Source organism: Paraburkholderia metrosideri, assembly GCF_904848625.1.
GTDB lineage: Bacteria > Pseudomonadota > Gammaproteobacteria > Burkholderiales > Burkholderiaceae > Paraburkholderia > Paraburkholderia metrosideri.
Genome location: NZ_CAJHCP010000002.1, coordinates 1 through 25,788 on the forward strand (window position 1 = coordinate 1; position 25,788 = coordinate 25,788).

General features: G+C 61.7%; 22 protein-coding genes. 8 read left to right on the top strand and 14 right to left on the bottom strand.

Annotation, left to right across the window (positions count from 1 at the left end; genetic code table 11):
- Window positions 1-187 precede the first annotated feature (187 nt).
- From LMG28727_RS02965 to LMG28727_RS02975, 3 genes are all read right to left on the bottom strand, one after another.
- Window positions 188-604, bottom strand: a complete 417-nt coding sequence (locus LMG28727_RS02965; protein ID WP_201640830.1) for a cupin domain-containing protein — start codon at window positions 602-604, stop codon at window positions 188-190.
- A gap of 131 nt (window positions 605-735) precedes the next feature.
- Window positions 736-1,986 (bottom strand): MFS transporter, encoded by a 1,251-nt coding sequence (locus tag LMG28727_RS02970; protein ID WP_201640831.1) that lies wholly within the window; start codon window positions 1,984-1,986, stop codon window positions 736-738.
- A gap of 127 nt (window positions 1,987-2,113) precedes the next feature.
- Window positions 2,114-3,058: a LysR substrate-binding domain-containing protein gene (locus tag LMG28727_RS02975; RefSeq protein WP_201640832.1), complete on the bottom strand. Its 945-nt coding sequence runs from the start codon at window positions 3,056-3,058 to the stop codon at window positions 2,114-2,116.
- Between the two features lie 243 nt (window positions 3,059-3,301).
- Between LMG28727_RS02975 and LMG28727_RS02980 the strand changes: the two genes are divergently transcribed.
- A complete protein-coding gene (locus LMG28727_RS02980) occupies window positions 3,302-4,030 on the top strand; it encodes a DUF899 family protein (protein ID WP_201640833.1) in 729 nt (242 codons plus the stop codon).
- Between the two features lie 76 nt (window positions 4,031-4,106).
- Here LMG28727_RS02980 and LMG28727_RS02985 read toward each other — a convergent pair whose 3' ends face one another.
- Both LMG28727_RS02985 and LMG28727_RS02990 read right to left on the bottom strand, forming a co-directional pair.
- Window positions 4,107-6,080, bottom strand: coding sequence for a putative bifunctional diguanylate cyclase/phosphodiesterase (locus LMG28727_RS02985; RefSeq protein WP_201640834.1), 1,974 nt, complete (start codon window positions 6,078-6,080; stop codon window positions 4,107-4,109).
- A gap of 183 nt (window positions 6,081-6,263) precedes the next feature.
- Window positions 6,264-6,659, bottom strand: coding sequence for a hypothetical protein (locus LMG28727_RS02990; RefSeq protein ID WP_201640835.1), 396 nt, complete (start codon window positions 6,657-6,659; stop codon window positions 6,264-6,266).
- A 350-nt stretch (window positions 6,660-7,009) separates the two neighbouring features.
- On the opposite strand from LMG28727_RS02990, the gene LMG28727_RS02995 reads away from it, so the two are divergent.
- Complete coding sequence (locus LMG28727_RS02995; protein ID WP_042324988.1) at window positions 7,010-7,288, top strand: HU family DNA-binding protein; 279 nt, start codon at window positions 7,010-7,012, stop codon at window positions 7,286-7,288.
- 228 nt (window positions 7,289-7,516) lie between these two features.
- Here the strand turns inward: LMG28727_RS02995 and LMG28727_RS03000 are convergent, their stop codons facing one another.
- The 3 genes from LMG28727_RS03000 to LMG28727_RS03010 form a co-directional block, all read right to left on the bottom strand.
- Window positions 7,517-8,635: a 3-deoxy-7-phosphoheptulonate synthase gene (locus tag LMG28727_RS03000; RefSeq protein ID WP_328810074.1), complete on the bottom strand. Its 1,119-nt coding sequence runs from the start codon at window positions 8,633-8,635 to the stop codon at window positions 7,517-7,519.
- A gap of 195 nt (window positions 8,636-8,830) precedes the next feature.
- Window positions 8,831-9,652 (bottom strand): DUF72 domain-containing protein, encoded by an 822-nt coding sequence (locus tag LMG28727_RS03005; protein WP_201640836.1) that lies wholly within the window; start codon window positions 9,650-9,652, stop codon window positions 8,831-8,833.
- A 282-nt stretch (window positions 9,653-9,934) separates the two neighbouring features.
- Window positions 9,935-10,678: a TetR/AcrR family transcriptional regulator gene (locus LMG28727_RS03010; RefSeq protein ID WP_201640837.1), complete on the bottom strand. Its 744-nt coding sequence runs from the start codon at window positions 10,676-10,678 to the stop codon at window positions 9,935-9,937.
- A gap of 305 nt (window positions 10,679-10,983) precedes the next feature.
- Between LMG28727_RS03010 and LMG28727_RS03015 the strand changes: the two genes are divergently transcribed.
- From LMG28727_RS03015 to LMG28727_RS03030, 4 genes are all read left to right on the top strand, one after another.
- The gene (locus LMG28727_RS03015) at window positions 10,984-12,165 is read left to right on the top strand and encodes an isovaleryl-CoA dehydrogenase (RefSeq protein ID WP_201640838.1); all 1,182 of its coding nucleotides are present in this window, start codon (window positions 10,984-10,986) and stop codon (window positions 12,163-12,165) included.
- Window positions 12,166-12,238: 73 nt separating this feature from the next.
- Window positions 12,239-13,846: a carboxyl transferase domain-containing protein gene (locus tag LMG28727_RS03020; protein ID WP_201640839.1), complete on the top strand. Its 1,608-nt coding sequence runs from the start codon at window positions 12,239-12,241 to the stop codon at window positions 13,844-13,846.
- Window positions 13,847-13,875: 29 nt separating this feature from the next.
- Window positions 13,876-14,661, top strand: a complete 786-nt coding sequence (locus LMG28727_RS03025) for an enoyl-CoA hydratase/isomerase family protein (protein WP_201640840.1) — start codon at window positions 13,876-13,878, stop codon at window positions 14,659-14,661.
- A gap of 86 nt (window positions 14,662-14,747) precedes the next feature.
- The gene (locus LMG28727_RS03030; RefSeq protein WP_201640841.1) at window positions 14,748-16,793 is read left to right on the top strand and encodes an acetyl/propionyl/methylcrotonyl-CoA carboxylase subunit alpha; all 2,046 of its coding nucleotides are present in this window, start codon (window positions 14,748-14,750) and stop codon (window positions 16,791-16,793) included.
- A 3-nt stretch (window positions 16,794-16,796) separates the two neighbouring features.
- Here the strand turns inward: LMG28727_RS03030 and LMG28727_RS03035 are convergent, their stop codons facing one another.
- From LMG28727_RS03035 to LMG28727_RS03055, 5 genes are all read right to left on the bottom strand, one after another.
- Window positions 16,797-17,588: a phosphate/phosphite/phosphonate ABC transporter substrate-binding protein gene (locus LMG28727_RS03035; protein WP_201640842.1), complete on the bottom strand. Its 792-nt coding sequence runs from the start codon at window positions 17,586-17,588 to the stop codon at window positions 16,797-16,799.
- 19 nt (window positions 17,589-17,607) lie between these two features.
- Complete coding sequence (locus tag LMG28727_RS03040) at window positions 17,608-17,886, bottom strand: DUF1488 family protein (protein WP_201640843.1); 279 nt, start codon at window positions 17,884-17,886, stop codon at window positions 17,608-17,610.
- A gap of 644 nt (window positions 17,887-18,530) precedes the next feature.
- A complete protein-coding gene (locus LMG28727_RS03045; RefSeq protein ID WP_236591575.1) occupies window positions 18,531-20,900 on the bottom strand; it encodes a two-partner secretion domain-containing protein in 2,370 nt (789 codons plus the stop codon).
- 280 nt (window positions 20,901-21,180) lie between these two features.
- Window positions 21,181-23,028: a ShlB/FhaC/HecB family hemolysin secretion/activation protein gene (locus LMG28727_RS03050; protein ID WP_201640845.1), complete on the bottom strand. Its 1,848-nt coding sequence runs from the start codon at window positions 23,026-23,028 to the stop codon at window positions 21,181-21,183.
- Window positions 22,997-23,218: a hypothetical protein gene (locus LMG28727_RS03055; protein ID WP_201640846.1), complete on the bottom strand. Its 222-nt coding sequence runs from the start codon at window positions 23,216-23,218 to the stop codon at window positions 22,997-22,999. The genes LMG28727_RS03050 and LMG28727_RS03055 overlap by 32 nt, the downstream gene beginning before the upstream one ends.
- A 195-nt stretch (window positions 23,219-23,413) precedes the next feature.
- Between LMG28727_RS03055 and LMG28727_RS03060 the strand changes: the two genes are divergently transcribed.
- Complete coding sequence (locus LMG28727_RS03060; RefSeq protein WP_201640847.1) at window positions 23,414-24,019, top strand: HD domain-containing protein; 606 nt, start codon at window positions 23,414-23,416, stop codon at window positions 24,017-24,019.
- A gap of 103 nt (window positions 24,020-24,122) precedes the next feature.
- On the opposite strand, the gene LMG28727_RS03065 is transcribed toward LMG28727_RS03060, so the two are convergent.
- Complete coding sequence (locus LMG28727_RS03065; protein ID WP_201640848.1) at window positions 24,123-24,974, bottom strand: LysR family transcriptional regulator; 852 nt, start codon at window positions 24,972-24,974, stop codon at window positions 24,123-24,125.
- 120 nt (window positions 24,975-25,094) lie between these two features.
- Between LMG28727_RS03065 and LMG28727_RS03070 the strand changes: the two genes are divergently transcribed.
- The gene (locus tag LMG28727_RS03070; protein WP_201640849.1) at window positions 25,095-25,676 is read left to right on the top strand and encodes a DUF4865 family protein; all 582 of its coding nucleotides are present in this window, start codon (window positions 25,095-25,097) and stop codon (window positions 25,674-25,676) included.
- Window positions 25,677-25,788: the final 112 nt, after the last annotated feature.

The following is a 25,788-nucleotide window of genomic DNA, read 5'->3' on the forward strand; positions in this document are numbered from 1 at the left end:
AACGGCAAACGGCAAACGGCAAACGGCAAACGGCAAACGGCAAACGGCAAACGGCAAACGGCAAACGGCAAACGGCAAACGGCAAACGGCAAACGGCAAACGGCAAACGGCAAACGGCTCGTGCGGGGCGCACGAGCCGTTCGACCCGGCGCATCAGGTACGTCGGTCGTGATGACGTTGTTTCAGATCACGCCTCTGTGGCGGGATCGTAGGGCGTCACCCGTTCATGCTCGTCTGCATGGTTGCGCGCGACGATGGCACGCGCGGCAGTGTTAGCGTCGAGATTGAACGGTTGATGCGGAACGCCAGGTGGAATGAATAGAAAATCGCCCGGCTCGGTGATCACGGACTCGCGCAAACCGGGACCATAGCGCGTCTCGATCCGGCCTTCGAGCTGGTAAATCGCGGTTTCGTAGTCGGCGTGGAAATGCGGTTCGGCGTGGCCGCCCGGCGGCACCACGACCATGTACATCGACAAACCCGTGCTGCCCGCAGTGCTCGCGGAAATGCCGACGAAATACGGCAGCCGCTGGGTGGTCGCCATTTCCCGGTCGGGACGCACCTTGATGACCGGTGCCCGCGCGTCGTGCAAAACGTCTGACATGGTTGCTCCTGACGTAAGCGCCGCCGCTGCGTTCCGGTCGATGCCGGCTGTCATGGGTCGGCTCCTGCTCCCTGAGAGTCAAAGTCTAGACGATGGCGGCACGGTTGTCGGTCGTTGTTTGGCAAGCGGAATCAGGCGGCAGCGGGCTGCGAGCGCAGCTTGGGCGCGGGTACGGCGGAGTCGTCGATTGGAAAATGCAGCAGTGCCGCGATCAGTCCGCTGACAACCGTCGCTTCCCACAACAACGAATACGAGCCGGTCAGATCGAACACGAGACCGCCGAGCCACGCGCCGAGAAACGAGCCGATCTGGTGGCTCAGAAAGCAGACGCCAAACAGGCTGCCGAGGTGGCGCGTGCCGAATACTTTCGCCACCAGCCCGCTCGTGAGCGGCACGGTGCCGAGCCACGTGAGGCCCATGATGGCCGCGAAAATCACCACGGACTCAGCGGTCTTCGGCAGCAGAAAGAACGCGCCGATCGTCACGCTGCGAATCAGATAGAGCCAGCCGAGCACGTAATGCTGCCTGAACCGGCCGCCGAGCCAGCCGCATCCCCAACTGCCCGCCATATTGAACAGGCCGATCAGCGCCAGCGCGGTCGCGCCGAGCCCGAGCGGCATATGGCACAGCGTCAGATACTCGGGCAGATGCGTCGAGATGAATGCCAGCTGGAATCCGCAGGTGAAGAAGCCGAGCGTCAGCAGACGATAGCCGCGATGCCGGACCGCCTGCCTCAGTACATCGCGTAGCGGCACGGCCGGCGCTGCGTGAACCGTCGCGCCGGCTCGCGCGCCCCGGTCGAGCACGATGCCGAGCGGGGCGACCAGCAGCATCAGGAAAGCGAGTGCGAACAGCGACGCGGCGATGCCAGAACCGAGCCGGATGGTTTGCACCAATGGGATCATCAGCACCTGCCCGGCCGAGCCGCCCGCGCTGACCAGCCCCATCGCCATGCTGCGTTTTTCTGGCGATGCAACCCGGCCCACCGCCGGCAACACCACGCCGAAGGTCGTGCAACTCACGCCGATGCCGACCAGCAACCCCATGCCGACGATCAGCATCGCGCCACCCGGCGCCACCGCCGCGAGGCCGAGGCCAGCCGCAAAGGTGGTGGCGCCGAACGCGACGACAGGCGCCGAGCCGTAACGGTCCGCCGCCGCGCCCGCGAACGGCTGGGCGAAGCCCCACACGAGGTTGTGCAGCGCAATCGCGAAGGCGATCAACGTGACGGGCAGACCACGGTCGAACGAGAACGGGCCGATGAAAAGCCCGAAGGTTTGCCGGATGCCCATCGCCGCGCTCAGGACCAGGGCGCCAGCCAGGATCACGAGGGTCGTCGTGTTGACGAGCGGGGCGAAGCGTTTGCTGTTTGCAGTCGACATGATCTGATCTCCTTTGACCGAATGGTCGCAGCGAGCGTCAGAGGCGGCAAAGGAAAAGATGGCGATGACAGGTGAGCGTGGCTCACCTGTGTGACGGCGCCAGACGGTTAATTCGGCGCGTTATGAGTTACGAGTTTGAGTCATGCGTGCTCGCATGCGCGGCTTCGGGCGACGTGTCGAATTGCCCGGACTCGCCGATCAACCAGCGTCGGAAGTCGACAAGTTCCGGGCGGCGCTCCACGTTCTCCGCGCTCACCAGCCAGTAAGCGCCCGCAGAGGCAAGTGTTGGAGGACCTGCTTCGACCAGCGCACCGCTGCTCAGATCGGCATCCACTAGCGGCTTTCTGCCGAGCGCCAGGCCGAGGCCCATCGCTGCCGCCTCGAATGCAAGCTGGATCGTATCGACACGCAGGCCGTTCGCGGCATCGATTCCTTCGACGCCAGCCGCATCTATCCAGCTTTGCCAGTCCTCGCTCGCGGTATGCACGTGAATGAGCGTCGCGCGTCGCCAGTCGAGGCTGCCGTCGCCGCTACCGTCACGCAACGTGTCGAGGTACGCCGCGCTGCACACGGGCACGAAGCGTTCGCCGAACAGACGCGTCCACGCGGTTCCCGCAACCGGGGCGCGGCTCAGGCGGATGGCGAAATCGAAGCCGTCGACCGGAAAGCCTACCTGACGATGCGAGGTGTCCACGCTAACGTTGACATTCGGCCAACGCGCGCGGAAACCGGCGAGGCGCGGCAATAGCCAGCGCGAAGCGAAGGTCGGCGCGCAACTCAGCGCGATCGGGCGATCCGCGCGATGGTTGGGCAGACGCTGCGTGCCGATGGCGATCAGTGAAAATGCCTCGGACACGTAAGACAGATAGTCCGCGCCGGTCGCGGTGAGCGAAATGCCACGCGGTTCGCGCACGAACAGTTCGACGCCGAGCGCCTGCTCCAGTCCGACAATGCCGTGACTGACGGCGCTCGGCGTGACGTTCAGTTCGGCGGCGGCGAGCTTGAAACTCTGATGCCGGCCGGCGGCTTCGAAGAAGCGTAGCGCGGGCAGCGGTGGTAGACGAAGCGGCATAGTGCATCCTCAGGGACGGCGCGCGGCGCGCTGTTTGGCGAGAGCATACCTTGATGGGCGAGGGCGGTTGCTGCGCGTGGCGTGCGTGATGAAGCGACGCGGCGATGCCACTCAGGTCGACAAGAAATGTCCCGGGTGCGTGTCGATTTGCGCTCTCCCCATCCGTCGTGACCAGATAGAGGGCGATAAAAGGGCCGAGCCGCTTGTCGCACCCCTATCCTTTTTCGATTGAGGAGATGGCTAATGACTGATGGACAGACCTCCGCGCAGACGCTGATACCCGCTCGGCAACTCGCCGACTTGCCGCCGAGATTTCCGGGCGAAAGCGCCGGCTATCGCAGCGCGCGCAACGCGCTGCTGGCCGAGGAAATCGAATTGCGCCGCCATATCGAACGGGTTGCCGCTCAGCGGCGCGCTCTGCCGCCCGGCGGGGCGGTACCCGAGGACTACCGTTTCGAGGGCGAGGAGGGGCCGCTCACGCTGTCGGAGATGTTCGGCGAGCACGACACGCTCGTGACCTATAACTGGATGTTCGGCCCGCAGCGTGCGCGGCCCTGCCCGATGTGCACGTCGCTATTGAGTGCCTATGACGGCGAAATGCCCGACATCCTGCAGCGCGTCGCCTTTGCGGTGATCGGCCGTTCACCGATCGACAAGCTGGCGGCCTTTGCGAAAGAGCGGGGCTGGCGGCATCTGCGGCTGTATTCGTCGGGTGGCAATACGTTTAATCGTGACTACGCGGGCGAAGATCCGGCCGGCGACGACGTGCCCGCGTTAAATGTATTCACGCGTTCCGGCGGCACGGTGCGGCATTTCTGGGGCGCCGAGATGGGTGCCACGACAGCGGACCCAGGCGAAGACCCGCGCGGCGCACCTGATCTGATGCCGCTGTGGACGATACTCGACATGACGCCCGCAGGTCGCGGACAGGACTGGTATCCGAAGCTGGAATACGGCAACAAGGCGCGCTAGGCTGCCGTCACGCACATCACGCACATCACGCATCTGCCACGGCGCAGGCAAGCCGACCTGCAACGGCGCAGCCCGCTCAAGGCTGCGCTTCCACCGCATCAGCCTGCGCGAGCGCCGTTTGCAGATAAGCGGCGACCGCGCTCGCCCGCATCGGCCGACTGAATAGATAGCCTTGCACTGCGCGTGCGCCAAGCGTCTTGACGACCTCGGCTTGCGTCGCCGTTTCCAGCCCTTCCACCACGCATTCGAGGCCGAGGTTGCGGCACAGGTCGAGCACCGACTTGACGATCTTCTTCGACGCGCTATTGGAGTCGATATCGGTCACGAAGCTGCGGTCGATCTTGATCGTATCGAACGGCAGCCGATGCACGTAACTCAGACTCGAATAACCGGTGCCGAAGTCGTCGAGCGATACGCGGCAGCCCGCCTGCTTGATCATCGTCAGTGCGCTGTGAGCCTGTTCGAAATCGCGCGTCACGGCGGTCTCCGTGATTTCGAACGACACGCGATGCGGCGGCACGCCACTTTGCGTCACGATATCGATCAGCCGTCGGGCGCGCGCCGACGTGGAGATATCGATCGCGGACAGATTGAAGGACAGATAGAGTTCGCACGGCCAGCGCGAGACTTCATCGAGCGCTTTGTGCAGCAGTATTTCGGTGATGCGCAGAATCAGTTCGGTGCGCTCGGCGATGCGGATAAATTCTTCCGGTTTGACCGCGCCGAGGCGCGCGTTATGCCAGCGCCCGAGTGCTTCCAGACCCGTCGGGCGATGCGTGAACAGATCGTAAATCGGTTGAAATTCCAGGAACAGTTCCGACTCGAGATCGGCGTGGCGCAGTTCCTGAGTGACGAGACTCGATCGACGGATGCGCGTTTCATGTTCGGTCGAGAAAATCACCGGCGTGCCACGGCGGCCTTCCTTGCCGACGTAAAGCGCGGCGTCGGCGCGTTCGAACACTTGCGCGACCGTGGTTCCCGCTTCAGGAAACGCGGCCCAGCCGATGGTGCCCGACAGTTCGGCAACGTTGCCTGCCACCCGGTAAGGCCGGCTGAGCGCCTCGCAGATGCGCGCTCCCAACTCGACCAGTTTCTCGTTCGACAATTTGTATTGCACGAGAATGCCGAATTCATCGCCCCCTAAACGTGCAAAGAACAGACCCGGTTCGGCGAGTTCGAGTAGCCGCAAGCCCACCTCCTGAAGCACGAGATCGCCGCAGGCGTGGCCGTAAATGTCGTTCACCTGTTTGAAGCCATCGAGATCGATCAGCCCGACGTTGAAGCCGTCGCCGGTGCTGAGCGCCAGTTCCGACATTGCGCGCAACGACGCGAAAAAGCTGCGCCGGTTAGGCAGATCGGTCAGGCTGTCGATGCTCGCGAGCCGGAAATTGTCGTCGCTGAGACGCTGGGTTTTCTGCTGGCTTATTTGCAATTCGCGCCGTGCGTGAACCACGCCCGCAAAAGTCCGGTAGTACAACAGGATGATCACCGCGAGCGCGAAGCCGACCAGCGTCATGTCGACCGCCATTGCAATGAACACGGGCGAGTGGGTGAAAATCAGAAAGCCCGAGAAGCTCAGTACGACGATGGAAAGCAGCAACAGCGACGCCGCACGCAAATGCATCAGGCAGAACACGCAGCCCACCATCGTGGTCGCCATATAGAACGCGACCTGGGATTGTTCGAAGGCGGTTCCGTATGGAAACAGCAGAAGCGACCAGCTACTGAACGCGACGCCGAACAGACCCACCAGCCAGATCAGCTTGCGCAATTCGGGCGCGGCCTGGTCGTCGGTGATCACGCGATGACGCACCGTCCACCATCGGGCGCTGCGCACGACGCACAGCGCGCAGAGCACGACAGGGATATAGATGGACAACCATGCCGGTGCACTGCCCAGATGCGTGATCGCGACCGCCGTCGTGTTGACGATCAGCATGAAATAGATGAGCGGGATCTGACGGCTGAATGCCTGGAGCTGCGAGCGCACGAGATCGGGATCGTCTTCCGCGACCGATAGCGCTTCCCTGAGTCTGGCTAGCCGAACCATTCACATCCCTTTAACGTTTATATGCCATACGCAACGTGATATCGGCATGCCGACCGGGACCTTGATAGCGCGTCGGCAGGAAATAAATAGGGCGGTGGATAAGCGGTAAGTACGACCTGTTGCCCATTCGCTCACGTCATGTCGAGTCATTTGTGCCGGATAGGCCGGGCGCGGCGAACGGCTTCAAAGCGCCGGACACGACAGCACATGTTGGGGGGCAAGCCTCGTGCCGGGTTGGCCGTCTGCGGCTGGCGAGCCTTGAGGCGGCGTCGAGACCAGTCGTACGGCATCGGTGCCGGCATTCGCCAGCACATATTTTTCAGCGCTGTTCTCGGGTTGCCAGTACGCGCGAAACACGCCGTTGTCGCCGAATACGAGCAACTTGCCGTGCACCGTTTTGCCGCCGCTGACGAGATCGACAGGTTCGCCGTCACGAACCTGAAAGCCTTGCGGCGAACCTGAAGACGATGCGCCGACCAGGGTTGCGCAGCCGTTCGCGTCTTGTGCTGCCACCACGCCGGACATCGCGCCGAGCACTGAAGCCAGCAGCGCGCCTGTTGCTATCTGGCGAAATTTCATTTTTTTATTCCTCCCGGATTCTTAACTTGTCAGGTGTGGACCCTGACAATAGCGAATCTCTACGAGCCACGCCAACCCGGTCAAAAAGCTTGCCCGAGGCGGTTTGCGTCGCGCTAAAGCACTGAAATTGCAACGGATTGTGATCCGCTGAGCGCGCGCGTAAAGCGGGATAAACGCGTAAGCGCGCGATTCTTATGGCACTTTGCAGCAAAAAAACGTCAAATTGGCTCTGGGCGGGTGATACAAGCCTTACATGGACAGTTTGCGCGAATGCGCGCCTATGCGTTAGTGTGTCGGTCCCGGCGCGACAGATGTGGCGCCGGTTCCATGATTACCATACGGGAAGTGCTATGAACAAACAGGAACTGATTGATGCAGTCGCCGCAGCGACGGGCGAAAGCAAAGCGGCCACCGGCCAGACCATCGACGCAATCGTCGAAGCGGTCACCAAAGCTGTGGTGAGCGGCGATACGGTGCAACTGGTCGGTTTCGGTTCTTTCTCGACCGGCGCGCGCGCAGCACGCGTGGGCCGCAATCCGTCGACGGGTGCAGAGATCCAGATCGCGGCAGCCAAGACGGTGAAGTTCACGGCCGGCAAGGCGTTCAAGGAAGCCGTCAACGCGTCGTAATGCAACGCGCTTCACGCTGGAGCATCCACGTGCGCTGTCTGGCGCACGCAGGGCGATGTCTCAGGCGTGAGGAATCACGCGCTGCCCAACGCCGGTAAGCGGGATCTGTCGGCGGCTGGTGCGGCGCGTGTGCCTGAATGGCGAAGTGGAGCGGAGCTCGCTCCAGTGCGCCTTGGGCTTGTTTGGACGCGTGGTTGACCCGCCGGTCGACCCGCTTGCTTAATCCGCTTAACCCGCGCGTCGTTTGCGGGCTGCGTCGGCGAGCGTGGCGAGTACCGGCTCGGTTTGTTCCCAGCTCACGCAGGCGTCCGTGATCGATACGCCGTATTGCAACGGCACACCGGCTTTCAGATCCTGACGGCCTTCTTCCAGATGACTTTCCAGCATGACGCCGATAATGCGGCGCTCGCGCTGCGACAATTGCTGCGCGATATCCTGCACCACATCCAGTTGACGCAAATGCGACTTGCCCGAATTCGCATGCGAACAGTCGATCATGACCTGCTCGCGCAGACCCGCTGATCTGAGCGCCGAACAGGTGGCTTCCACCGACGCGCTATCGTAGTTCGGTCCTTTCTTGCCACCGCGCAGAATCACGTGAGCGTCGTCGTTGCCGCGCGTTTCGAAGATCGCGGCCATGCCCATTTTCGTCATGCCCATGAAAGCGTGACTCGCGCGCGCCGCGACGATGGCGTCCGCGGCGATCTGTACGCCGCCGTCCGTGCCGTTCTTGAAGCCGATCGGGCAACTCAGTCCCGACGCCAGTTGCCGATGGCTCTGGCTCTCTGTCGTGCGTGCGCCAATCGCGCCCCACGCGATCAGATCGGCGATGTATTGCGGACTGAGCAGGTCGAGAAACTCAGTGGCCGTGGATAGCCCCAGACCGTTGATATCGAGCAGCAATTGCCGCGCGAGCCGCAGGCCTTCATTGATGCGAAAGCTGCCATCGAGACGCGGGTCGTTGATATAGCCTTTCCAGCCGACGGTGGTGCGCGGCTTTTCGAAGTACACGCGCATGACGATCAGCAGATCGTCTTTATACGTGTCGGCTGCCGTTTTGAGTTTGCGTGCATATTCGATTGCCTGGTCGTGATCGTGAATCGAACACGGGCCGACGATCAGCACCAGCCGGTCGTCGCGGCCATGCAGAATGTCGGCAATTTCCGCGCGGGTTTTTTCGACCAGCGTCTGCACGGGGGGCGGCACGGGCAGTTCGTCCTGCAATAGCGCGGGGGAAATTAGCGGACGTACCGCGCCGATCCGCACGTCGTCGATGCGCGTGGTGTCCTGGGTGGCGTCGGCCGAGCCGACTTCCTGATCGTGCAAAGGATTGTCGATGGCGCTCAAAATGTTCTCCCGGACCTTGGTAGTGGGGTGGCCTGATGGCCTGGATAGGCGAGTGTCGTTGTGTAGATGTCGCGCCTGCTTTGCGTGGCGTCTGCTTCGCGTTTGCGTCGTATCTTCGTCGCGTTGGCGTTGCATGGTCGGCAAATCAATGGCGCGATTATGACACCCGCGTGTGACGGCCGGGAGCGCGCGTTGTCAGAGTTTTTTGATCAACGCCATTGCTGCGGCGGGATTACGTTCCTTGAAGCCGCTGATCACGTACAGGTACACATCGCGCGTCGCTGCTTTGGCCGGTGGCGCCGCCGAGGTTTCCAGATCGTCTGGCGTCGTACCCGCCGCGAGTTGCCGCGCACGTTCGGCCCATGCGCCAAGTGCTTTGGCTGAATAGCCGTTGGCCTGCTTATCGGTCGTGCCCATGATGCGCGCATACACGAAGGGGGCGGTGATGTCGGCGATTTGCGGGTAGTCGCTATCACCCGCGAGCACGACGGCAACCTTGTATTTTCTTGCGAGCGCGATAAATTCCGGCGTTTTGAACGTGTCGTTACGTACCTCGATTGCGTGCCTCAGTGTCTGACCTTCGATACTCGCAGGCAGCAACTTCAGAAACGCCTCAAAGTCTTCGTGATCGAATTTTTTGGTCGGCGCGAATTGCCAGTTGATCGGGCCGAGTTTCTGTTTGAGCAGCAGCACGCCGCTCGCGTAAAAACGTTCGATCGTTTCGCCGGCGTCGGCGAGTACTTTTCTGTTGGTCGCGTAACGCGGGGCCTTTAGCGAGAAGACAAAATTGTCCGGGGTTTCCTGATACCACTTCTCGTAACTCGCCGGTTTTTGCAAACCGTAAAACGTACCGTTGATTTCAATCGACGTGAGATGCTGGCTCGCGTATTCGAGTTCACGGCTTTGCGTGAGATCTTCCGGATAGAAGGTGCCGCGCCAGGGGGCGTAAGTCCAGCCACCTATGCCGATGCGGATGTTCGAGGGCTTGGCGGGCTTGCTTGATTTCGCTTCAGGCACGGGGGTTCTCCTTCTGGCGGCGCGGGGAAGCAGTAGATTAGCTTCTTTCGGGCCGCCATGGCATAGCGCGCATGAGACTTTTCCCTGGCGGCGCCAGAGCAGCTTTAAGTCATATTGGACTTCTGCTGCGCGCCATTGACATGGTTGCCCACAGGTTCGGGCCATCGGAAGTCAGTCGTGCGCACGCTATCTTTGGACTTAACTTATGCCAGGATCTACGTTTCGCGGCCGCTAGTGCGACGTACGAATAGCTCGCTTCCGCTCGTTACACCTTAAGCCCCGTTATTCATTGCTGCCAACGCGTGGTGCCCGCTGCGTGCTTTCCTCAAACCGTCGATTCGCCTCCGCCACCTCCACCCTGAACCGCTGCAACGCATTCACCGCGAGATCCGGCGGCGTGAGCGCGTGCCACAACACGTCGATCAACTGATCCGCGGTTGCGTCGATATCGATCTGCCGGTTCGTCAACGTGGCGTCCCACAGCACATGTTCCATGGGGCCGAACACCATCGACCGTAACAGCCGTAGCGGCACGTCAGCGCGAATCTGGCCGCTTTCGCGGCCTTGCGCCAGCACTCGCATCAACGGCGCGGTGTAGCGGCGTTGCAATTCGGTGAGTGCCTCGCTCAATTCATGATGGCGGGCCCGTCCTTCGGACAGCACCAGCGCGCACAGATCGGTGCCGTTGACGAGCATCAGCCGCAAATGCGTTCGCACGATAAAAGCGAACTGTTGGCGCACATTGCCGTCGCGAGGCAGGCCGGATTCGATTGCTTCGATAATCTCGTCGTACCAGTCGCCGATGACCCGCGCGCACAACTCGCGCTTGCCACGGAAATAGCTGAACACGGTCGCCTCGGAAATCCCCAGCCGCTGCGCGATTTCCGCAGTCGTCGCGCGCTCGTAGCCTTTCTCGGAGAAAACGTCACGCCCCGCCTGAAGGATTTCCTTCACGCGCTGCTGCGACTTGCGCCCGGCTGGCTGGCGGCGCGAAACAGGCGTGTCGGGCTTGGATGCAACCGTCATATGAGTAAGATTCAGATTTTATTCAGTGAGTGTGGCCTGACTGGCCGGACATAAGCGATGCTAGCACGGCAAATGGGCTGCGAACCGTCACATTAAGTTTTCTGAGTAACACTCAAAAATACCTATTGACGCTTACGTCAATCTGGCGTGAAATGCGTGTGGAACCTGTCGCGCGCCGGGCGAGGCGACAGCGGCAGCGAGCCAGTTGGAGCACCAGGCCGCCGCCATCGCCCGCGAAGCCGCCCCCGAACAAACCGGCGCCCACCGAGGCGAGCCGACTGCCAACGAACTCTGGAGACACCGCTATGCCCAATCTGCCCGGTCTGCAATTCCCGCTCGGCGAAGAAATCGAAATGCTGCGCGACAGCATCGCCGGTTTCGCCGCGAAAGAAATCGCCCCGCGGGCGGCGGAAATCGATCGCACGGATCAGTTCCCGATGGACCTGTGGCGCAAATTCGGCGATCTCGGCGTGCTCGGCATGACGGTGTCGGAAGAATACGGCGGCGCGAACATGGGCTACACCGCGCACATGATCGCGATGGAAGAGATTTCGCGCGCATCGGCCTCCGTGGGCCTGTCGTACGGCGCGCATTCGAACCTGTGCGTGAACCAGATTCATCGTAACGGCACGGACGCGCAGAAGCAGAAGTACCTGCCCAAACTCGTATCGGGCGAGCATATCGGCGCACTGGCCATGAGCGAGCCGAACGCCGGCTCGGATGTGGTCAGCATGAAGCTGCGCGCTGAAAAGAAGGGCGATCACTATGTGCTCAACGGCACGAAGATGTGGATCACCAACGGGCCCGATTGCGACACACTGGTGGTCTACGCCAAAACCGATCCTGAAGCGAATTCGCGCGGCATTACCGCGTTTATCGTCGAGAAAGGCATGAAGGGGTTCTCGGTTGCGCAGAAGCTCGACAAGCTCGGCATGCGCGGCTCGCATACCGGCGAACTGGTGTTCGAGAACGTCGAGGTACCGGAAGAAAATATTCTCGGCCAGTTGAACGGCGGCACCAAAGTGCTGATGAGCGGCCTCGACTACGAACGCGCGGTACTCGCGGGCGGCCCGACCGGCATCATGGTCGCGGTAATGGATGCGGTCGTGCCGTATATCCACGACCGCAAGCAGTTCGGTCAATCCATTGGCGAATTCCAGCTGATTCAGGGCAAGGTGGCCGATCTCTACACCACCTTGCAGGCGTGCCGCGCGTATCTGTACGCGGTGGGCCGTCAACTCGACACGCTCGGCAAGGAACATGTACGCCAGGTGCGCAAGGACTGCGCCGGTGTGATTCTTTACACCGCTGAAAAAGCCACGTGGATGGCCGGCGAAGCGATCCAGATTCTCGGCGGCAATGGCTATATCAACGAGTACCCGGTCGGTCGTTTGTGGCGCGATGCGAAGCTCTATGAAATCGGCGCGGGCACCAGTGAAATTCGCCGGATGTTGATCGGACGCGAACTGTTTGCCGAAACGGCTTGATACGCAGCGAAACCTGCCAAAACCACGCAGAAAAACCGGCCTATAAAAAGCGGCGAACAGGAGACGTACCCAGATGCCGATCATCGAATCAAAGCTGAATCCACGCTCGGACGATTTTCGCGCTAACGCAGCGGCGCTCGAAGCGGTGGTTGCCGATCTTCGCGCGAAGGTCCAGCAACTGTCACTCGGCGGCGGCCAGGCGGCGCGCGACAAACACACCGGGCGAGGCAAACTGCTGCCTCGCGACCGGGTTGCGCAATTGCTCGATCCGGGCACGCCGTTTCTCGAGTTCTCGCAACTCGCCGCTTACGACATGTACAACAACGATGCACCTGGCGCGGGCGTTATCACGGGAATTGGCCGGATTGCGGGGCAGGAGTGCGTGATCGTGTGCAATGACGCGACGGTCAAAGGCGGCACTTACTATCCCGTCACCGTAAAAAAGCACGTGCGCGCGCAGGAAATCGCGGCAGAAAATCATTTGCCGTGCGTGTACCTGGTCGACTCGGGGGGCGCCAATCTGCCGAATCAGGATGACGTGTTTCCCGACCGCGACCACTTCGGCCGCATCTTCTATAACCAGGCGAATCTGTCCGCTGCGGGCATTCCGCAGATCGCGGTCGTGATGGGCTCATGTACGGCGGGGGGCGCGTATGTGCCGGCGATGAGCGACGAGTCGATCATCGTGAAGAATCAGGGGACGATTTTTCTGGGCGGCCCGCCGCTGGTCAAAGCGGCGACTGGCGAAGTGGTGAGCGCGGAAGATCTCGGCGGCGGCGATGTGCATACGCGTCTCTCGGGCGTCGTCGATCACCTCGCGCAGAACGACGCGCATGCGTTGGGAATCGCTCGCAGCATTGTCGGAAATCTGAATCGCACGAAGCAGGTGCCGGTGGCGTTGCAGGAACCGAAGCCGCCGCGCTACGACGTGCAAAGCATGTACGGCGTGATTCCCGTCGATACCCGCAAACCCTTCGATATCCGCGAGGTGATCGCGCGTATCGTCGACGACTCCGCGTTCGACGAATTCAAGGCACGGTACGGCACTACGCTCGTGTGTGGCTTCGCGCATATCTGGGGGCATCCGGTCGGCATCGTGGCGAATAACGGCATTCTGTTTTCAGAGTCGGCGCTCAAAGGCACGCACTTTATCGAGTTGTGCTGCCAGCGCAAGATTCCGCTGGTGTTTCTGCAGAACATCACCGGCTTCATGGTTGGCCGGAAATATGAAAACGAAGGCATCGCACGGAATGGCGCGAAGATGGTGACGGCCGTGGCGACAGCGAAGGTGCCGAAATTCACGGTCATCATTGGTGGTTCGTTTGGCGCGGGCAATTACGGCATGTGCGGTCGTGCCTATTCGCCGCGTTTCCTGTGGATGTGGCCCAATGCACGCATTTCGGTGATGGGCGGCGAACAGGCGGCGTCGGTGCTGGCTACTGTCAAGCGCGACGGCATCGAAGGTAAGGGCGGAGCGTGGAGCGCGGAAGAAGAAGAGGCGTTCAAGCAGCCGATCCGCGAGCAATACGAACATCAGGGCCACCCGTACTATGCGAGCGCGCGTCTATGGGACGACGGTGTGATCGACCCCGCGCAAACCCGCGACGTGCTCGGTTTGGGCCTCTCGGCAAGCATGAATGCACCGATCGAAGACACGCGCTTCGGTGTGTTCAGAATGTGACCTGACGCAATTCGAAGGAGCCGCAACGTATGCAATACGACACGCTGAATATCGGATTCGACGCCCAGGTAGCCACCGTCACGCTGAATCGCCCCGACGTGCGCAATGCGTTCAACGAAACGATGATCGCCGAACTGACTTCGGCGTTCACCGCTTTGAATACGCGCGACGACGTGCGCGCGGTGGTGCTCGCCGCGAACGGCAAGGCGTTCTGCGCGGGGGCGGATCTGAACTGGATGAAGAAAATGTCCGCGTATTCGGACGACGAGAATCGCGCCGATGCGATGTTGCTGGCAAATATGCTGTCGTCGGTGTATCGCTGCAACAAGCCGGTGATTGCGCGTGTGAACGGCGATGCGTACGCAGGAGGCATGGGCCTGATCGCGGCGTGCGATATCGTGGTGTCGGTCGATACAGCACGCTTTTGCCTTTCCGAAGCGCGTCTTGGTTTAATCCCCGCGACTATCGCGCCGTACGTGATTCGCGCGTTGGGCGAACAGGCCTCGCGCCGCTATTTCATCACGGCGGAAGCATTCGATTGCGCGACCGCGTTGCGGCTCGGGTTCGTCAGCGAAGCGGTTCAGGCCGAGCAACTCGATGCCACTGTGCAGCAGGTCGCCACCACGCTTTGCGCTAACGGACCGCAAGCGGTGCGAGCCTGCAAGCAACTGGTGCAGGACGTCGCGGGTCGTGAGTTGAGCGACACGCTGATCGAAGAGACAGCCGCGCGTATTGCGCGTACACGAGCAGGTGCGGAAGGCCGCGAAGGCGTCGCATCGTTCCTCGAAAAACGCACACCACGCTGGCGCAACTGAAGCCTGAATCAAAGCGAAAGCGAAAGCGAAAGCCGAAGTCCACACCAGAACAACAGCCCGGAACGGCCCATTTCATCGAGACATTCATGTTCAACAAGATCCTGATTGCGAACCGGGGCGAGATTGCGTGCCGCGTTGCCGCGACCTGCAAGCGGCTCGGTATTGCAAGCGTGGCCGTCTACTCCGACGCGGACGCCAAGGCGAAACACGTGGCCGCATGCGATGAGGCCGTGCATATCGGCGGCGCAACGGCAGCGGAAAGTTATCTGCGCATCGAGCGCATTATCGAGGCCGCGCGGGCTACCGGCGCGCAGGCGGTGCATCCGGGTTATGGCTTCCTGTCGGAAAACAAAGACTTCGCGCAGGCGTGCGAGGCGGCCGGCATCGTCTTCATCGGACCGCCGGTTGCGGCCATTGCTGCCATGGGTTCCAAGGCGGCGGCCAAAGCGCTGATGCATGCGGCGGCAGTGCCGCTCGTACCCGGCTATCACGGCGACAATCAGGACCCGCAACTGCTGCATCGCGAGGCCGATGCCATCGGCTATCCGGTGCTGCTCAAGGCGAGCGCGGGTGGCGGCGGCAAGGGCATGCGCGTGGTCGAACGCAGCGAGGATTTTGCTGCTGCGCTGACGTCGTGCAAGCGTGAGGCGGCGAGCAGCTTCGGTAACGATCGCGTGCTGATCGAAAAATATCTGACGCGGCCGCGTCACGTGGAAGTGCAGGTTTTCGCGGACCGTCATGGCGGCGCGGTGTATCTGTTCGATCGCGATTGCTCGGTGCAGCGGCGTCATCAGAAGGTGCTGGAAGAAGCGCCTGCACCGGGGCTTGCCGCCGAGATCAAGCGCGAAATGGGCGAAGCCGCCGTGGCTGCCGCGCGCGCGGTGAATTACGTCGGCGCGGGCACGGTCGAGTTCATCATGACCGGGAGTGGCGATTTCTATTTCATGGAAATGAACACGCGCCTTCAGGTCGAGCATCCGGTGACGGAGATGGTGACCGGCCAGGACCTCGTGGAATGGCAACTGCGCGTCGCGGCCGACGAACCGCTGCCGCTTACGCAACAACAGTTGAAACTCGACGGCCACGCCATCGAAGCGCGCATTTACGCAGAACATCCGGCGCGGGGCTTTTTGCCGTCGACGGGCACGCTCAAACATTTGCGCATGCCAGAAGGCGTGGAATTCGCAATCGATGCCGGCGGTGTGGGCGAGTCGGGCCGCAAGGCACCGGTGCGGATCGACAGTGGTGTGCGCGAAGGCGATGCCATTACGCCGTACTACGATCCGATGATCGCCAAGCTGATCGTGCACGGCGCGACGCGCGAAGAGGCGCTCGCGCGTCTGAAGCGCGCGCTGCATGCGTGCGAAGTGGTCGGACTGCACACTAATATCGAGTTCCTGCAGCGCATCGTGACGAGCGAGCCGTTTGCGACCGGCGATCTCGATACCGGCTTGATCGAACGTCATCACGACGCATTGTTCGCGCCGGCGAAAAAGCCCTTCAAGGAAGCGCTCGCGCTTGCCTGCGCTGCGTTGCTTACGCGTGAGGGCGGCACCGCGCATGGCGCGTCGCCGTGGGATGCGTTATCGCACTGGCGCCTGAATGGCGGCTATACGCAGACGCTCGGCTGGCGCAACATCGGCGACCACAGCGACAACGAAAGCGCGTTCACCGTGAGATTCGCCCGCAACGGCGGCACGCAAACACTCGACCACGACGGCGTGCGCGAAGACTTCACGTGGTCGAACGGCACGGGCCAGCATGCGTTCTGCGCGACGATAGGCAATGCGCGTGCAACGGGCCGCGTGTTTGTCGACGGCGATACGTTCCACGTGTTTTGCCTTGGTGAAGCGCAGGCGTTCGAGTGGCAGAACCTGCTCGCGCATGCCGCCGATGTCGAAGGTGGCGAAGGCCGCCTGACTGCGCCGATGCCGGGGAAAGTGATCGCCGTGCTAGTCGAGCCAGGCGCGATCGTGGAGAAGGGCACGCCGCTGATCGTGATGGAGGCGATGAAGATGGAACACACTATCGGCGCGCCGACGGCGGGTACGGTGTCGGAAGTGCTCTATGCGGTGGGTGATCAGGTGGCCGACGGCGCGCAGCTTCTGGTGCTGGACGTGCAGTCGGTCTGAGGGTCACGCGAGGCGCGTATAGCCAGCGGCACGCGCTTCGTTTTCGAGTTGCCCGATCCGTTCGTAGTCCGTGAGCGGCAAAACGGAAAAGCCCTGCAAACGCAGGCGCTTTGCCCGTTCAGGGCGAATGGTCAGCGTCTCGTTCAGCGCGTCGCGCAGCGCTTCGATCGTGGCTCGCGGCACGCTGCCGGATGCGATCAGCGGCAATCCGGGCGACGCCGCCGTCACGCCGATAGCGCGAACCTGACGGGCCAGATCCGGTAGTTCATCGCAGACAAAAGCGAACGTCACACAGTCGATCGCGGCGACATCCGCCCGGTTGTCGGCCACCGCCTGCAACGAGCCGAGATGCGAACAGGTTCGCAGTACCGCGCTGAAAAACATCCCGGCGCGTGAGTGTGGCGCAACTGCGTGACGAAACACATTCATGCCGCTGTTCGAATCGTCCTGATTGTAGGCAGCGCGCGCGCCACGGCACGACGCAAGCGAGTCGAATTCCGCGTTCGCGCGAGTCACCAGTACGCTCGAATAGTGCGCACCGTCGCAGCCGGGCGCGTCGAAGCGCGGCGTTGCGATCAGTTGAACCTGCTCGTGCAGACCGTGCATTAACGGAAAGCCGCAGGTTTGCGAAATCAGAAGATTGGGGCGCCGCCAGAAGCCGTGCAGTTCTTCGTCCGGTTCGACGATGCGGCACGCCGGTTTGACCTTATGCAGCACGTCGCTAAGCCAGCCGCGCCATTCGAGCGCGAGAGCAGGGGTGATGTTGTACATCGGCAGGGCGGCGATCCAGGTCATGGACGTCATTCTGGCATAGCTAATGTCTGACCATTCGGAACTCGTCCATCCCGAGCCTGACTGCCTCAGTCGGTCTGAACGTCCATTTTTGCGCGGCCACCGTCAGGATCTCCTGTTGCGCGTCTTCAAAAGCAACCAGCAGATCCTGCTTGCGCTGGCTCGCCGCTCCGCAGAATGTCATCAGCGCCTCGGCGCTGACCTCGAAAATCTGTGCACGATCATCGCAGCACACGCGGAACGCGACTGTTTTGCATTCGGTAACACAGGGCCGGAATCCTTCATCGACATAAACCGACATGGCGATCTCCCCTCGTACGTCTGAGAGATCAGGATGACAAGATGTAAGCCTCGAGTATGTGGGAGAACCGGCATTGGGGATAAAAAGCTGGCCGCGTTGAACTGCTTGATCGATCGACAGATGGATACACCGGAGAACGTTTTGTAAGCGGCTCCGTTTTTTGCCCCGGTATTCGTTCGTTCTGGGTATGGGCGTGCTGGCTACACTCGCTCCAGCAATTTTGCGTGGCCCCGAACATATAGAACGCTCAGGAAGGAGGACAAAAAAAATGATCCACGACAGCCGACCCCGCACGGTAATGCGCAATCGCACACGACACGGCTTACTGGCTATTACGCTGGCTTGTGTTTGCAGTTTGCAAGGTTGTGCGACGTCGCTTGAAACGCTTGGGCTGGGTGTCGGGATTGGCATTGCGGGGGCGGTGGGGCTGGTTACCTGCGCGGTTACGTGCCGGTGATTGCGCAGCACAACGCAAGTGGGTTGTCCCACCGGTGACAGGCGCGGCCTCGCCGGTAGATGTCCGCCATCTGGCACGTTACGACTAGCAGCGCGACCGCCGCGGCCTCGCCTCGCCAGCAACGAGTCGTCACACTATTGACCCTGTGGTCGTGGCCGATAACCCGATACGCCGCCCCAAACGGCGTTCACTGCGTCAACTGCCACCTCAAAACCGGATGCGTAGCGCCCGCAGGCATGGCCCACGCGCCCGTGGTGCTGAAGTCATACCCCTGGAACGAAGACGGCGTGCTCATCTGGGCGCTGGTGAGGCCATTCGTGTCGGGAATCGTCGTGCCGTACACGACGCCCACCGTGGCGCCGGTCGTGTCCCGGTTCCAATAGACGTCACTCGCGATGGTGCCGGTGTTGGTTCTCGAGACGCCTATCGGCTCATAGAACGGTTGCGTGACCAGACCCGTGCCGAAGGACTGACTGATGGTTCCATTGTTGATGGCGACCAGCGCCGCACCGCCGCACGGCGTACCGGCCGCGCCGCGGCAATAACCCTCGAGCGTCGTCGACCCGGTCGCATACGATTGCGTCACCGAGCCGAAGTTGATGCCGACGAGGCCACCCGCGCCTTCGTTGGTATAGCCCGCCGATACCAGTGCGCCCGTGGCGAACGACTGCGAGATACTCCCTTCATTGGCGCCCGCCAGGCCACCCAACGCGCCCCCGGTCGTGGCGGCGACGCTGCTCGACGAGCGCACGATCGTTCCGCTGTTGTCGCCCACCAGACCGCCGGCGACGCCATCATCCACGGTATAAAAATTGCCACCGCTCAGCGTGCCCGACACATTGACGCGAACTATCGTGCCACCGTTGGTCCCGGCCAGCATGCCCATGTCAGCATACAAACCGTGAGACAGCGGGTTTTGATCATTGTCGGCCCCAGTACCGTTGACGCTCAGATCGCGCACGACCCCCTTGCTGCCAATGCTGCCGAACATGCCGATCAATTGCGGGTCGTAGGGGCTCGGCGGCGACCATGCCTCCAGCGTCAGTGAACTGATTGCATGGCCCTGACCGTCGAACTGTCCGGTGAACGGAGTCGCGGCGTTGCCGAGTGGCATGTAAGACCCATCGCTGCTCGCGCTCGCGTCGATGTTCGTGCCGAGCGCATAGTTGCCGGCAAGATCCTGCGACACGTTCTTCAGGTCGGCAAACGAATTGACCAGCTTGTAAGCAGTAATCTGAGTGACGAGCCCGCTATACGGGCCCGGCGCCCATCCAGGATTCGCCAGTTGAGTGCCGGCGGTGTATGTGCCGTTCATGTCGTAGAACGCGCTCACGCCGCCGGTGCTCGAAGACCAGTCGATCGCGCCGTTGTTCACGACGCTGCTGCCGTTGTCGATGGCCGTCGCGTCTGCACGCATCGTCAGATTGCCGGTGCCCTTGTTCGCGATCGTCGCTCCATTTGCGACGGCGACATCATGGTACGCCGCGAGCGTGAGCGATCCCGCTCCGCTCCAGCGCAGATCGGAAGCAACCTGGAGGTTACCCGTTGCACCGTTCGCACCGGTGGTCGTCACATCGACGGACGTGCCTGCGTTCAGGCTGCGTTGCAACGCGCCCGCGGCAGAGCGGTCGATGGTGAAAGCCGGCGTCGACAGATTCCATGCGCCTGCCCTGACGACGGCGCGATCGCCGAACGCGAGGCGCGCCGCCTGCATGTCGACCGTGCCGCCGCTGCCGTTCGCGTCGCTCGCGACGATCTCGCCGCGTTGCTGGACGAGGCCGCTGTTTGCGACGAGCCAGACGTGGCCGTCGCGAGTCGCTGTGCCGGTCGCGCGCAGCCGTGAGCCGCCACCCGCCAGCGCATAGATATTGCCATCGGCCGCTTCGAGATTGATCTGCGCGGCGCGCACCGTCCCCGTATCGACGATGCTGCCTTTGCTGCCCGTCTGCACGAATACCTGCTGACTACTCGCCGAATCCTGCAGCAACACCTGTTGGCCCACCGCAAATTCCGCTGTGCCGTTCGGTGCGCTCACTGTGCCGGTATTGACGACCGCGCGTCGTGCAACGAGGAACACATCGCCGCCGCTGGAACTGATCTTTCCAAGGTTGACCACGGACGCATCAGATTGACCGGACAGCGTGAGCGTGTCGCCGTTCATGAACGCGCAATTACAGACGTCGAGTGTGGAAGCGACGAAACGTCCCCCGGTGTTGATGATGCCGGACGGTCCCACGACGATGCCCTGCGGGTTGATCAGATAGACGGTGCCGGTCGCGTCAAGCCGGCCCAGAATGGCCGAACGCGAGTTGCCCGTCACACGGTTGAGCGTTGCGCCCGACCCGTTGTTGAACGTGACGGTGTTGTAATTGCCGATAGAAAAACTGCGCCAATCGATTACGCCGCGCGTCGAGCCGGGCTGCGTCACGACGACGTGATTGCCGCTGGCTGCGATAGAACCCTGACCGCTGACGTATTGGCCGCCTTGCGGCAGAACGCCGCTCGCGAAAGCGGCGGATGCGGGCATCAGGCCGGCCAATGACAAACTGATGAACATCAAACGTTTTGCGCTGCGGCTACGTTCGATTGGAGTATCGGGGAGGGATCGGTAGGATGACTGACAAGACATACATGCCTCCTTGTCTTGACGGCGCCACCCGTGCTGGATGGCAAGCCACCGACTTCAGAAAGTCATGCGAGGGTCGATGGGTATCAGGCCATTCAGCTTACCAGACGCGCGTGCCTGGCAAACGCTGATAACCCCATCATTTTGGGCCAGGCGTTGTCGCATTATCAGGAACCCGTACGCGGTTTTTGCCGCGCTTGTTGCAGTGCTTTTAGCTGCCGATCGAAACATACAGCAGCACCATTGGTGCTTTCGAGCCACCCGGCGTCGGCGCTCGCAACGGCACGCCGTAGGTGCAGCGAAAATCGACGAACCGCGACCATTGAAAGCGCACCCCCACACCGACGCTGACAAGCGACCCGTTGCTGATTTCGGCAGGCTGATCGATCCGGTTCCACACGTGTCCTGCATCGAAGAACACAAAGGGCTGCGTCATCGCACTGCTCGCGCCGAACGGTAAGCCTGGCGCGCGCAACTCCGTCTGCAGGTTCCAGCCGCGATCCCCTAGCACCACATACGGCGCATAGCCGCGCACGCTGGATTCTCCGCCGAGGCCCATTTCTTCACTGGGCAATAAGGTATTGGGCGTCCATTGAAACGTGCCGCGCGCACTCAGCGTGAAGCCCCCGCCGAGCGAGAAGGCGCGCAGCGCCGCCAGTTGCAGGTAGACGTAACGGGCTGTCGCGCCCGCTCGCGATGCAGTGAAAGCCTCGTCATTGTTGGGATTGTCCAGTCCGCCAGGACTCGCCACGAGGGTGGCCGACGCGTTCGCGGTTCCCGCGTCGGTGGGCTTGCTGAGGGTGTAGATCCACAGGAATTGATGGATATGGGTGTTGGAGCCGAATACCTGCGAGCCGCCGAACTCCAGGTCGTTGTTGCTACGCTTGAAGTCATAACCCAACTGGAGCACCTGCTGGACATCGGTGGTAGTCGGCAGACGCCAGTCATAGCGGAAACTGAATTGCGCGGAAATGCCCGTCTGTCCGTAACTGTCGGGCAACCTTGGCGTGCTTTGCGCGTACACCCCAAACAGTTCGATGCTGTCGCCCCACGGCAGCGGCGCGATGTAGTTGAGTGCGTGCGCGGTGAAGCGCGCGCGATCCGGACGGCCTTCGATATCCGGGTTGCCGCTAAAAAAATCGTTGCTGGCAGTGAATTGATAGGCGATGTGCTGATCGAGTCCGAACAGATTGCCGTAGTCGATGCCCGCAAAGAAGCGATCGCGGCCGAGCTCGGGCACACCTGCGTTGTCGTAGCCCGCATTCACGCGTAGCGGCAGACGGTCCTCCGTTTGCAGGACGACGTCGGTGGAGTTTGCGGCGTCACCGGGCGCAAACACGACGTCGACGTGCCGGTAAGGGTTGGCGTTGAGCACGGCCAATCCCGACGATATCGCGGATTGCGGAATCGGTGCGCCGGCTTCGAGCGGCATTTCGCTCGTGAGAAGTTGGTCCGAAAAGTAGCGGTTGCCGCTGGCGCGGACCTTGCCCAACTGAAATTCGGCGACGGCGATGTGCACGACACCGGCGCTGACATCCTGCTCGGGAACGTACACGTCGACGAGCGGTTTGCCCGCTGCACGATAGCGTGCGACTACCGCGCGCCGAATGTCGGCGAGGCGGCCGAAGGTCAGCGGCTTGTCCAGGTCGCGCTCGAACGTTTGCAGAAAGGCTGCGTCGAGTACCGGCAAGCCTTTGGCGGACACGCGCTGTTGTGGTGACGATACTGTTGGCGCAGATGCCGCTGACCCCGCTGACCCCGCTGACCCCGCTGCTTCGAAGACCAGTCCTGCCAGCGAGCCCACGGCAATCTGTGTGGATTGATCCGGCGCTTCTGTAGGCGGTTGATTCGAAGGGGGCGGTGCCGTTCGCGGCGCGGACGGCGGCGCAACGTCCCGCCATGCCTGCGCGCATGCGGACGGAGCGTGGACGGCCGCGCACACGCATGAAGCCACTAGCGCGGGACGGACACACCTGCCCAGCTTTCGCGATACGCGGAGAACATGGGCCACGAGCGACCCGTTGCGTTTAATGCGCAAGCGGCGAGTGCAGCATGACATCGACCATGGAGGATGGCATCGCATGAATACCTTTCGCCTGCGGACGGTTCGCGCGGATTGAAAAAGCGTGCCGGTCAATCTTGCCGTGGGTTGCGCCGAACTGCGCGATCACGCCACGCCACACGAACACGAACGTACGGTTGCCGGATCGGCGCCCTGAAAACGATCGAATCGCTGCCAGCAGAGGCATATCCGTCTCCGTTGCGAATTGACACGCGTTGGAGTGCCAAAGAAACGCTGTCGCCCGAGAATAGCAGGTGCTTGCGGAACGACAACTGCAAAACCTGTCACATTCGCAATGCGCGCATTTGAACCTTTGCTAACATCCGCGACGGAGGCTCACGCCTGGAACCGGAACAGCCCGAAACGAAAAGGAACGCAACCCATGACCTGTTTGCCCACTGATCAACTCACACAGCAGCTTGCCTTTCTCGTGGAACTGGATCGACTGAAGTCGATTGTGCGGCAATCTCCATTGATCAATCAGAGCCGGAAAGAAAACTCGGCGGAACACTCGTGGCACCTGAGTATGTTTGCACTGGTCCTCGCAACTCACGCCAAGGATGCAGTGAACCCTCTCCACGTCGTCAAACTTCTGCTGGTTCACGACATCGTCGAGATCGACGCCGGCGATCATCCGATACATGCGACCGGTGGCCCCGATACGCAGATCGCAGAGGCTGAACAACGTGCCGCCGAACGGATCTTCGGCTTATTGCCCGAACAGCAGGGGCGCGAAATGCTCGAACTCTGGCGTGAGTTTGAGGACGCGCAGACGCCTGAAGCGGTCTTTGCAAAAGCCCTCGATCGATTGCAGCCACTGTTGATCAATACGTTAGCGAATGGTGGTACATGGACCGAGAACGGCGTCACACAACAGCAGGTGATGGAACGGTACGGCCCGGTCATCGAGCGCGGCTCACCGGCTTTGTGGGAAGCGGCAAGCAAGCGGGTCAGCGAATTTTTTGCCGCGGGCGAGGGTGGCGGCTGATCGCGGTTGTAAGCAGCAGCGTTGGAGTGAAGTGCATCCGATCGTGCACATGATTGCGGCAAACCGACCCCGCGCTCTCGCCAACCCAAGCGGTGCAGCGCGCTCAGCCAGCAGTGGACCGGATCGCATCCGAGAGCGTGCGCAGCGAGCGACGCGCCTGCTGGTCGGCCAGGTTCGAATGCAGCACGACGTCGCGCTCCGGCAGAGGCGGCAGTCCCAATGTCGCGCTAACGTCGATCGTGCCGGGCGGCGCCACACGCCGGCTGAGCGCGGCCACAGCGAGTCCGGCAGACACAGCGGCGCCCACGGTAGCGACACCGCCACCGACAAATACCTCGGTCCACATAATGCCGGCTTCCGTGAGCGCATCGAGTGCCATGCTGCGTACGCTGCATGGTTCAGCCTGGGTGGCCAACCGGAGCGGCGTGCTGGGATCGTGCTCGAAGGCTGGCGTCGCCATCCAGCCAAACGCGTCCGTGACGATAACGTCGCCGTCACTGCGGTGTCGGTCGTGGCGCAGAGTGATCGCCGCGTCGAGTGTGCCGCGATCGAAATCGTCGAGGATCGCGCGTGATGAGGACACCCGCAGTTCAACAACCACCTCGGGTTCCTCGATGCTCATTCGTTTCAATAGCACTGGCAATTCGGTGCCGACGATGTGATGGCTGATGCCTACCGTCAGCCGGCGCTGTTGCACGTCGAAAGAATTCAGTGCGCCCTGATGTGCGGCGACAAATGAGCGCGCGGCCCCAAGAAAGAGCAAACCTTGTGCTGACAGTCGGACGAGACGCGGCGTACGCTCCAGCAAGCGGCGCCCAAGGCTGCTCTCCAGGCGCCTTATCTTCACGCTCACTGCCGATTGGGTAGAACCCAGCGCTTCAGCGGCACGGGTGAAACTCTTGAGATCCGCGACCAGAACAAAGGCCTGTACCGCTTCGACGTCGAGTGCTTTCATATCGGGACCATGTCAGTTTCGCATCATTGAAATATTCTTCCATGGCGTTTTCAAAGTATCAAACGGTTGTTATCGTCGTCTACATCGCATTGCCTGACGCCAACCGACGAGTCTTCTGCCATGATCCTCGCGCATTATGCCCACCGCTTACCCGCTGACTACGACATCGACGCGATCCGCGAGCGTGCAAAGACGCGAGGTCCTTTGTGGGACGACGTCCCCGAGTTGTATTTCAAAGGCTTTCTGCTACGTGAAGCGGGCCGCTCAGGTGCGATCGCGAATAACTATTCGTCTTTATATCTTTGGCAGACTGACGCAGCTTTTCGCGATTTTCTGACGAGCGGGCGTTACCGGACGGTGACTGATCTATTCGGACGTGCATCGATTCAGACGCGCGTCACGCTTGACGCTCGCAGGGGACGAGCGAGCCATGCGCGCTTTGTCTACGAAGAGGAGTTGAGCATTCCCGTCGACGCTGATCTGACCGCGGTATTCGAGAACGAGATCGACAGGAACCGGCGTATTTCGGCTGTGCCGCAGACCGTCGCCGCTGTCATAGCCGTGGAAACGCAGCGTTGGCGAATCACGCGGATTGTTTTATCGGAAGCGGGGCCCGGCGAGCGCGATCTCGGCACACCATATGAGGTGCTGCATCTGGCGAGACCTCTGCTCGATACTCTTCCGTCAAGCGACGCTCGATGAGCGTCGAGCCGCACGGCGAAGCTCGCGCACGCCTGTTGCAGGAGGGACACTGCGATGCTTTACCACTGGCAGCACAGAGCGCCCTCGTTGCCCATGTGCTGGGTGTCGTAGC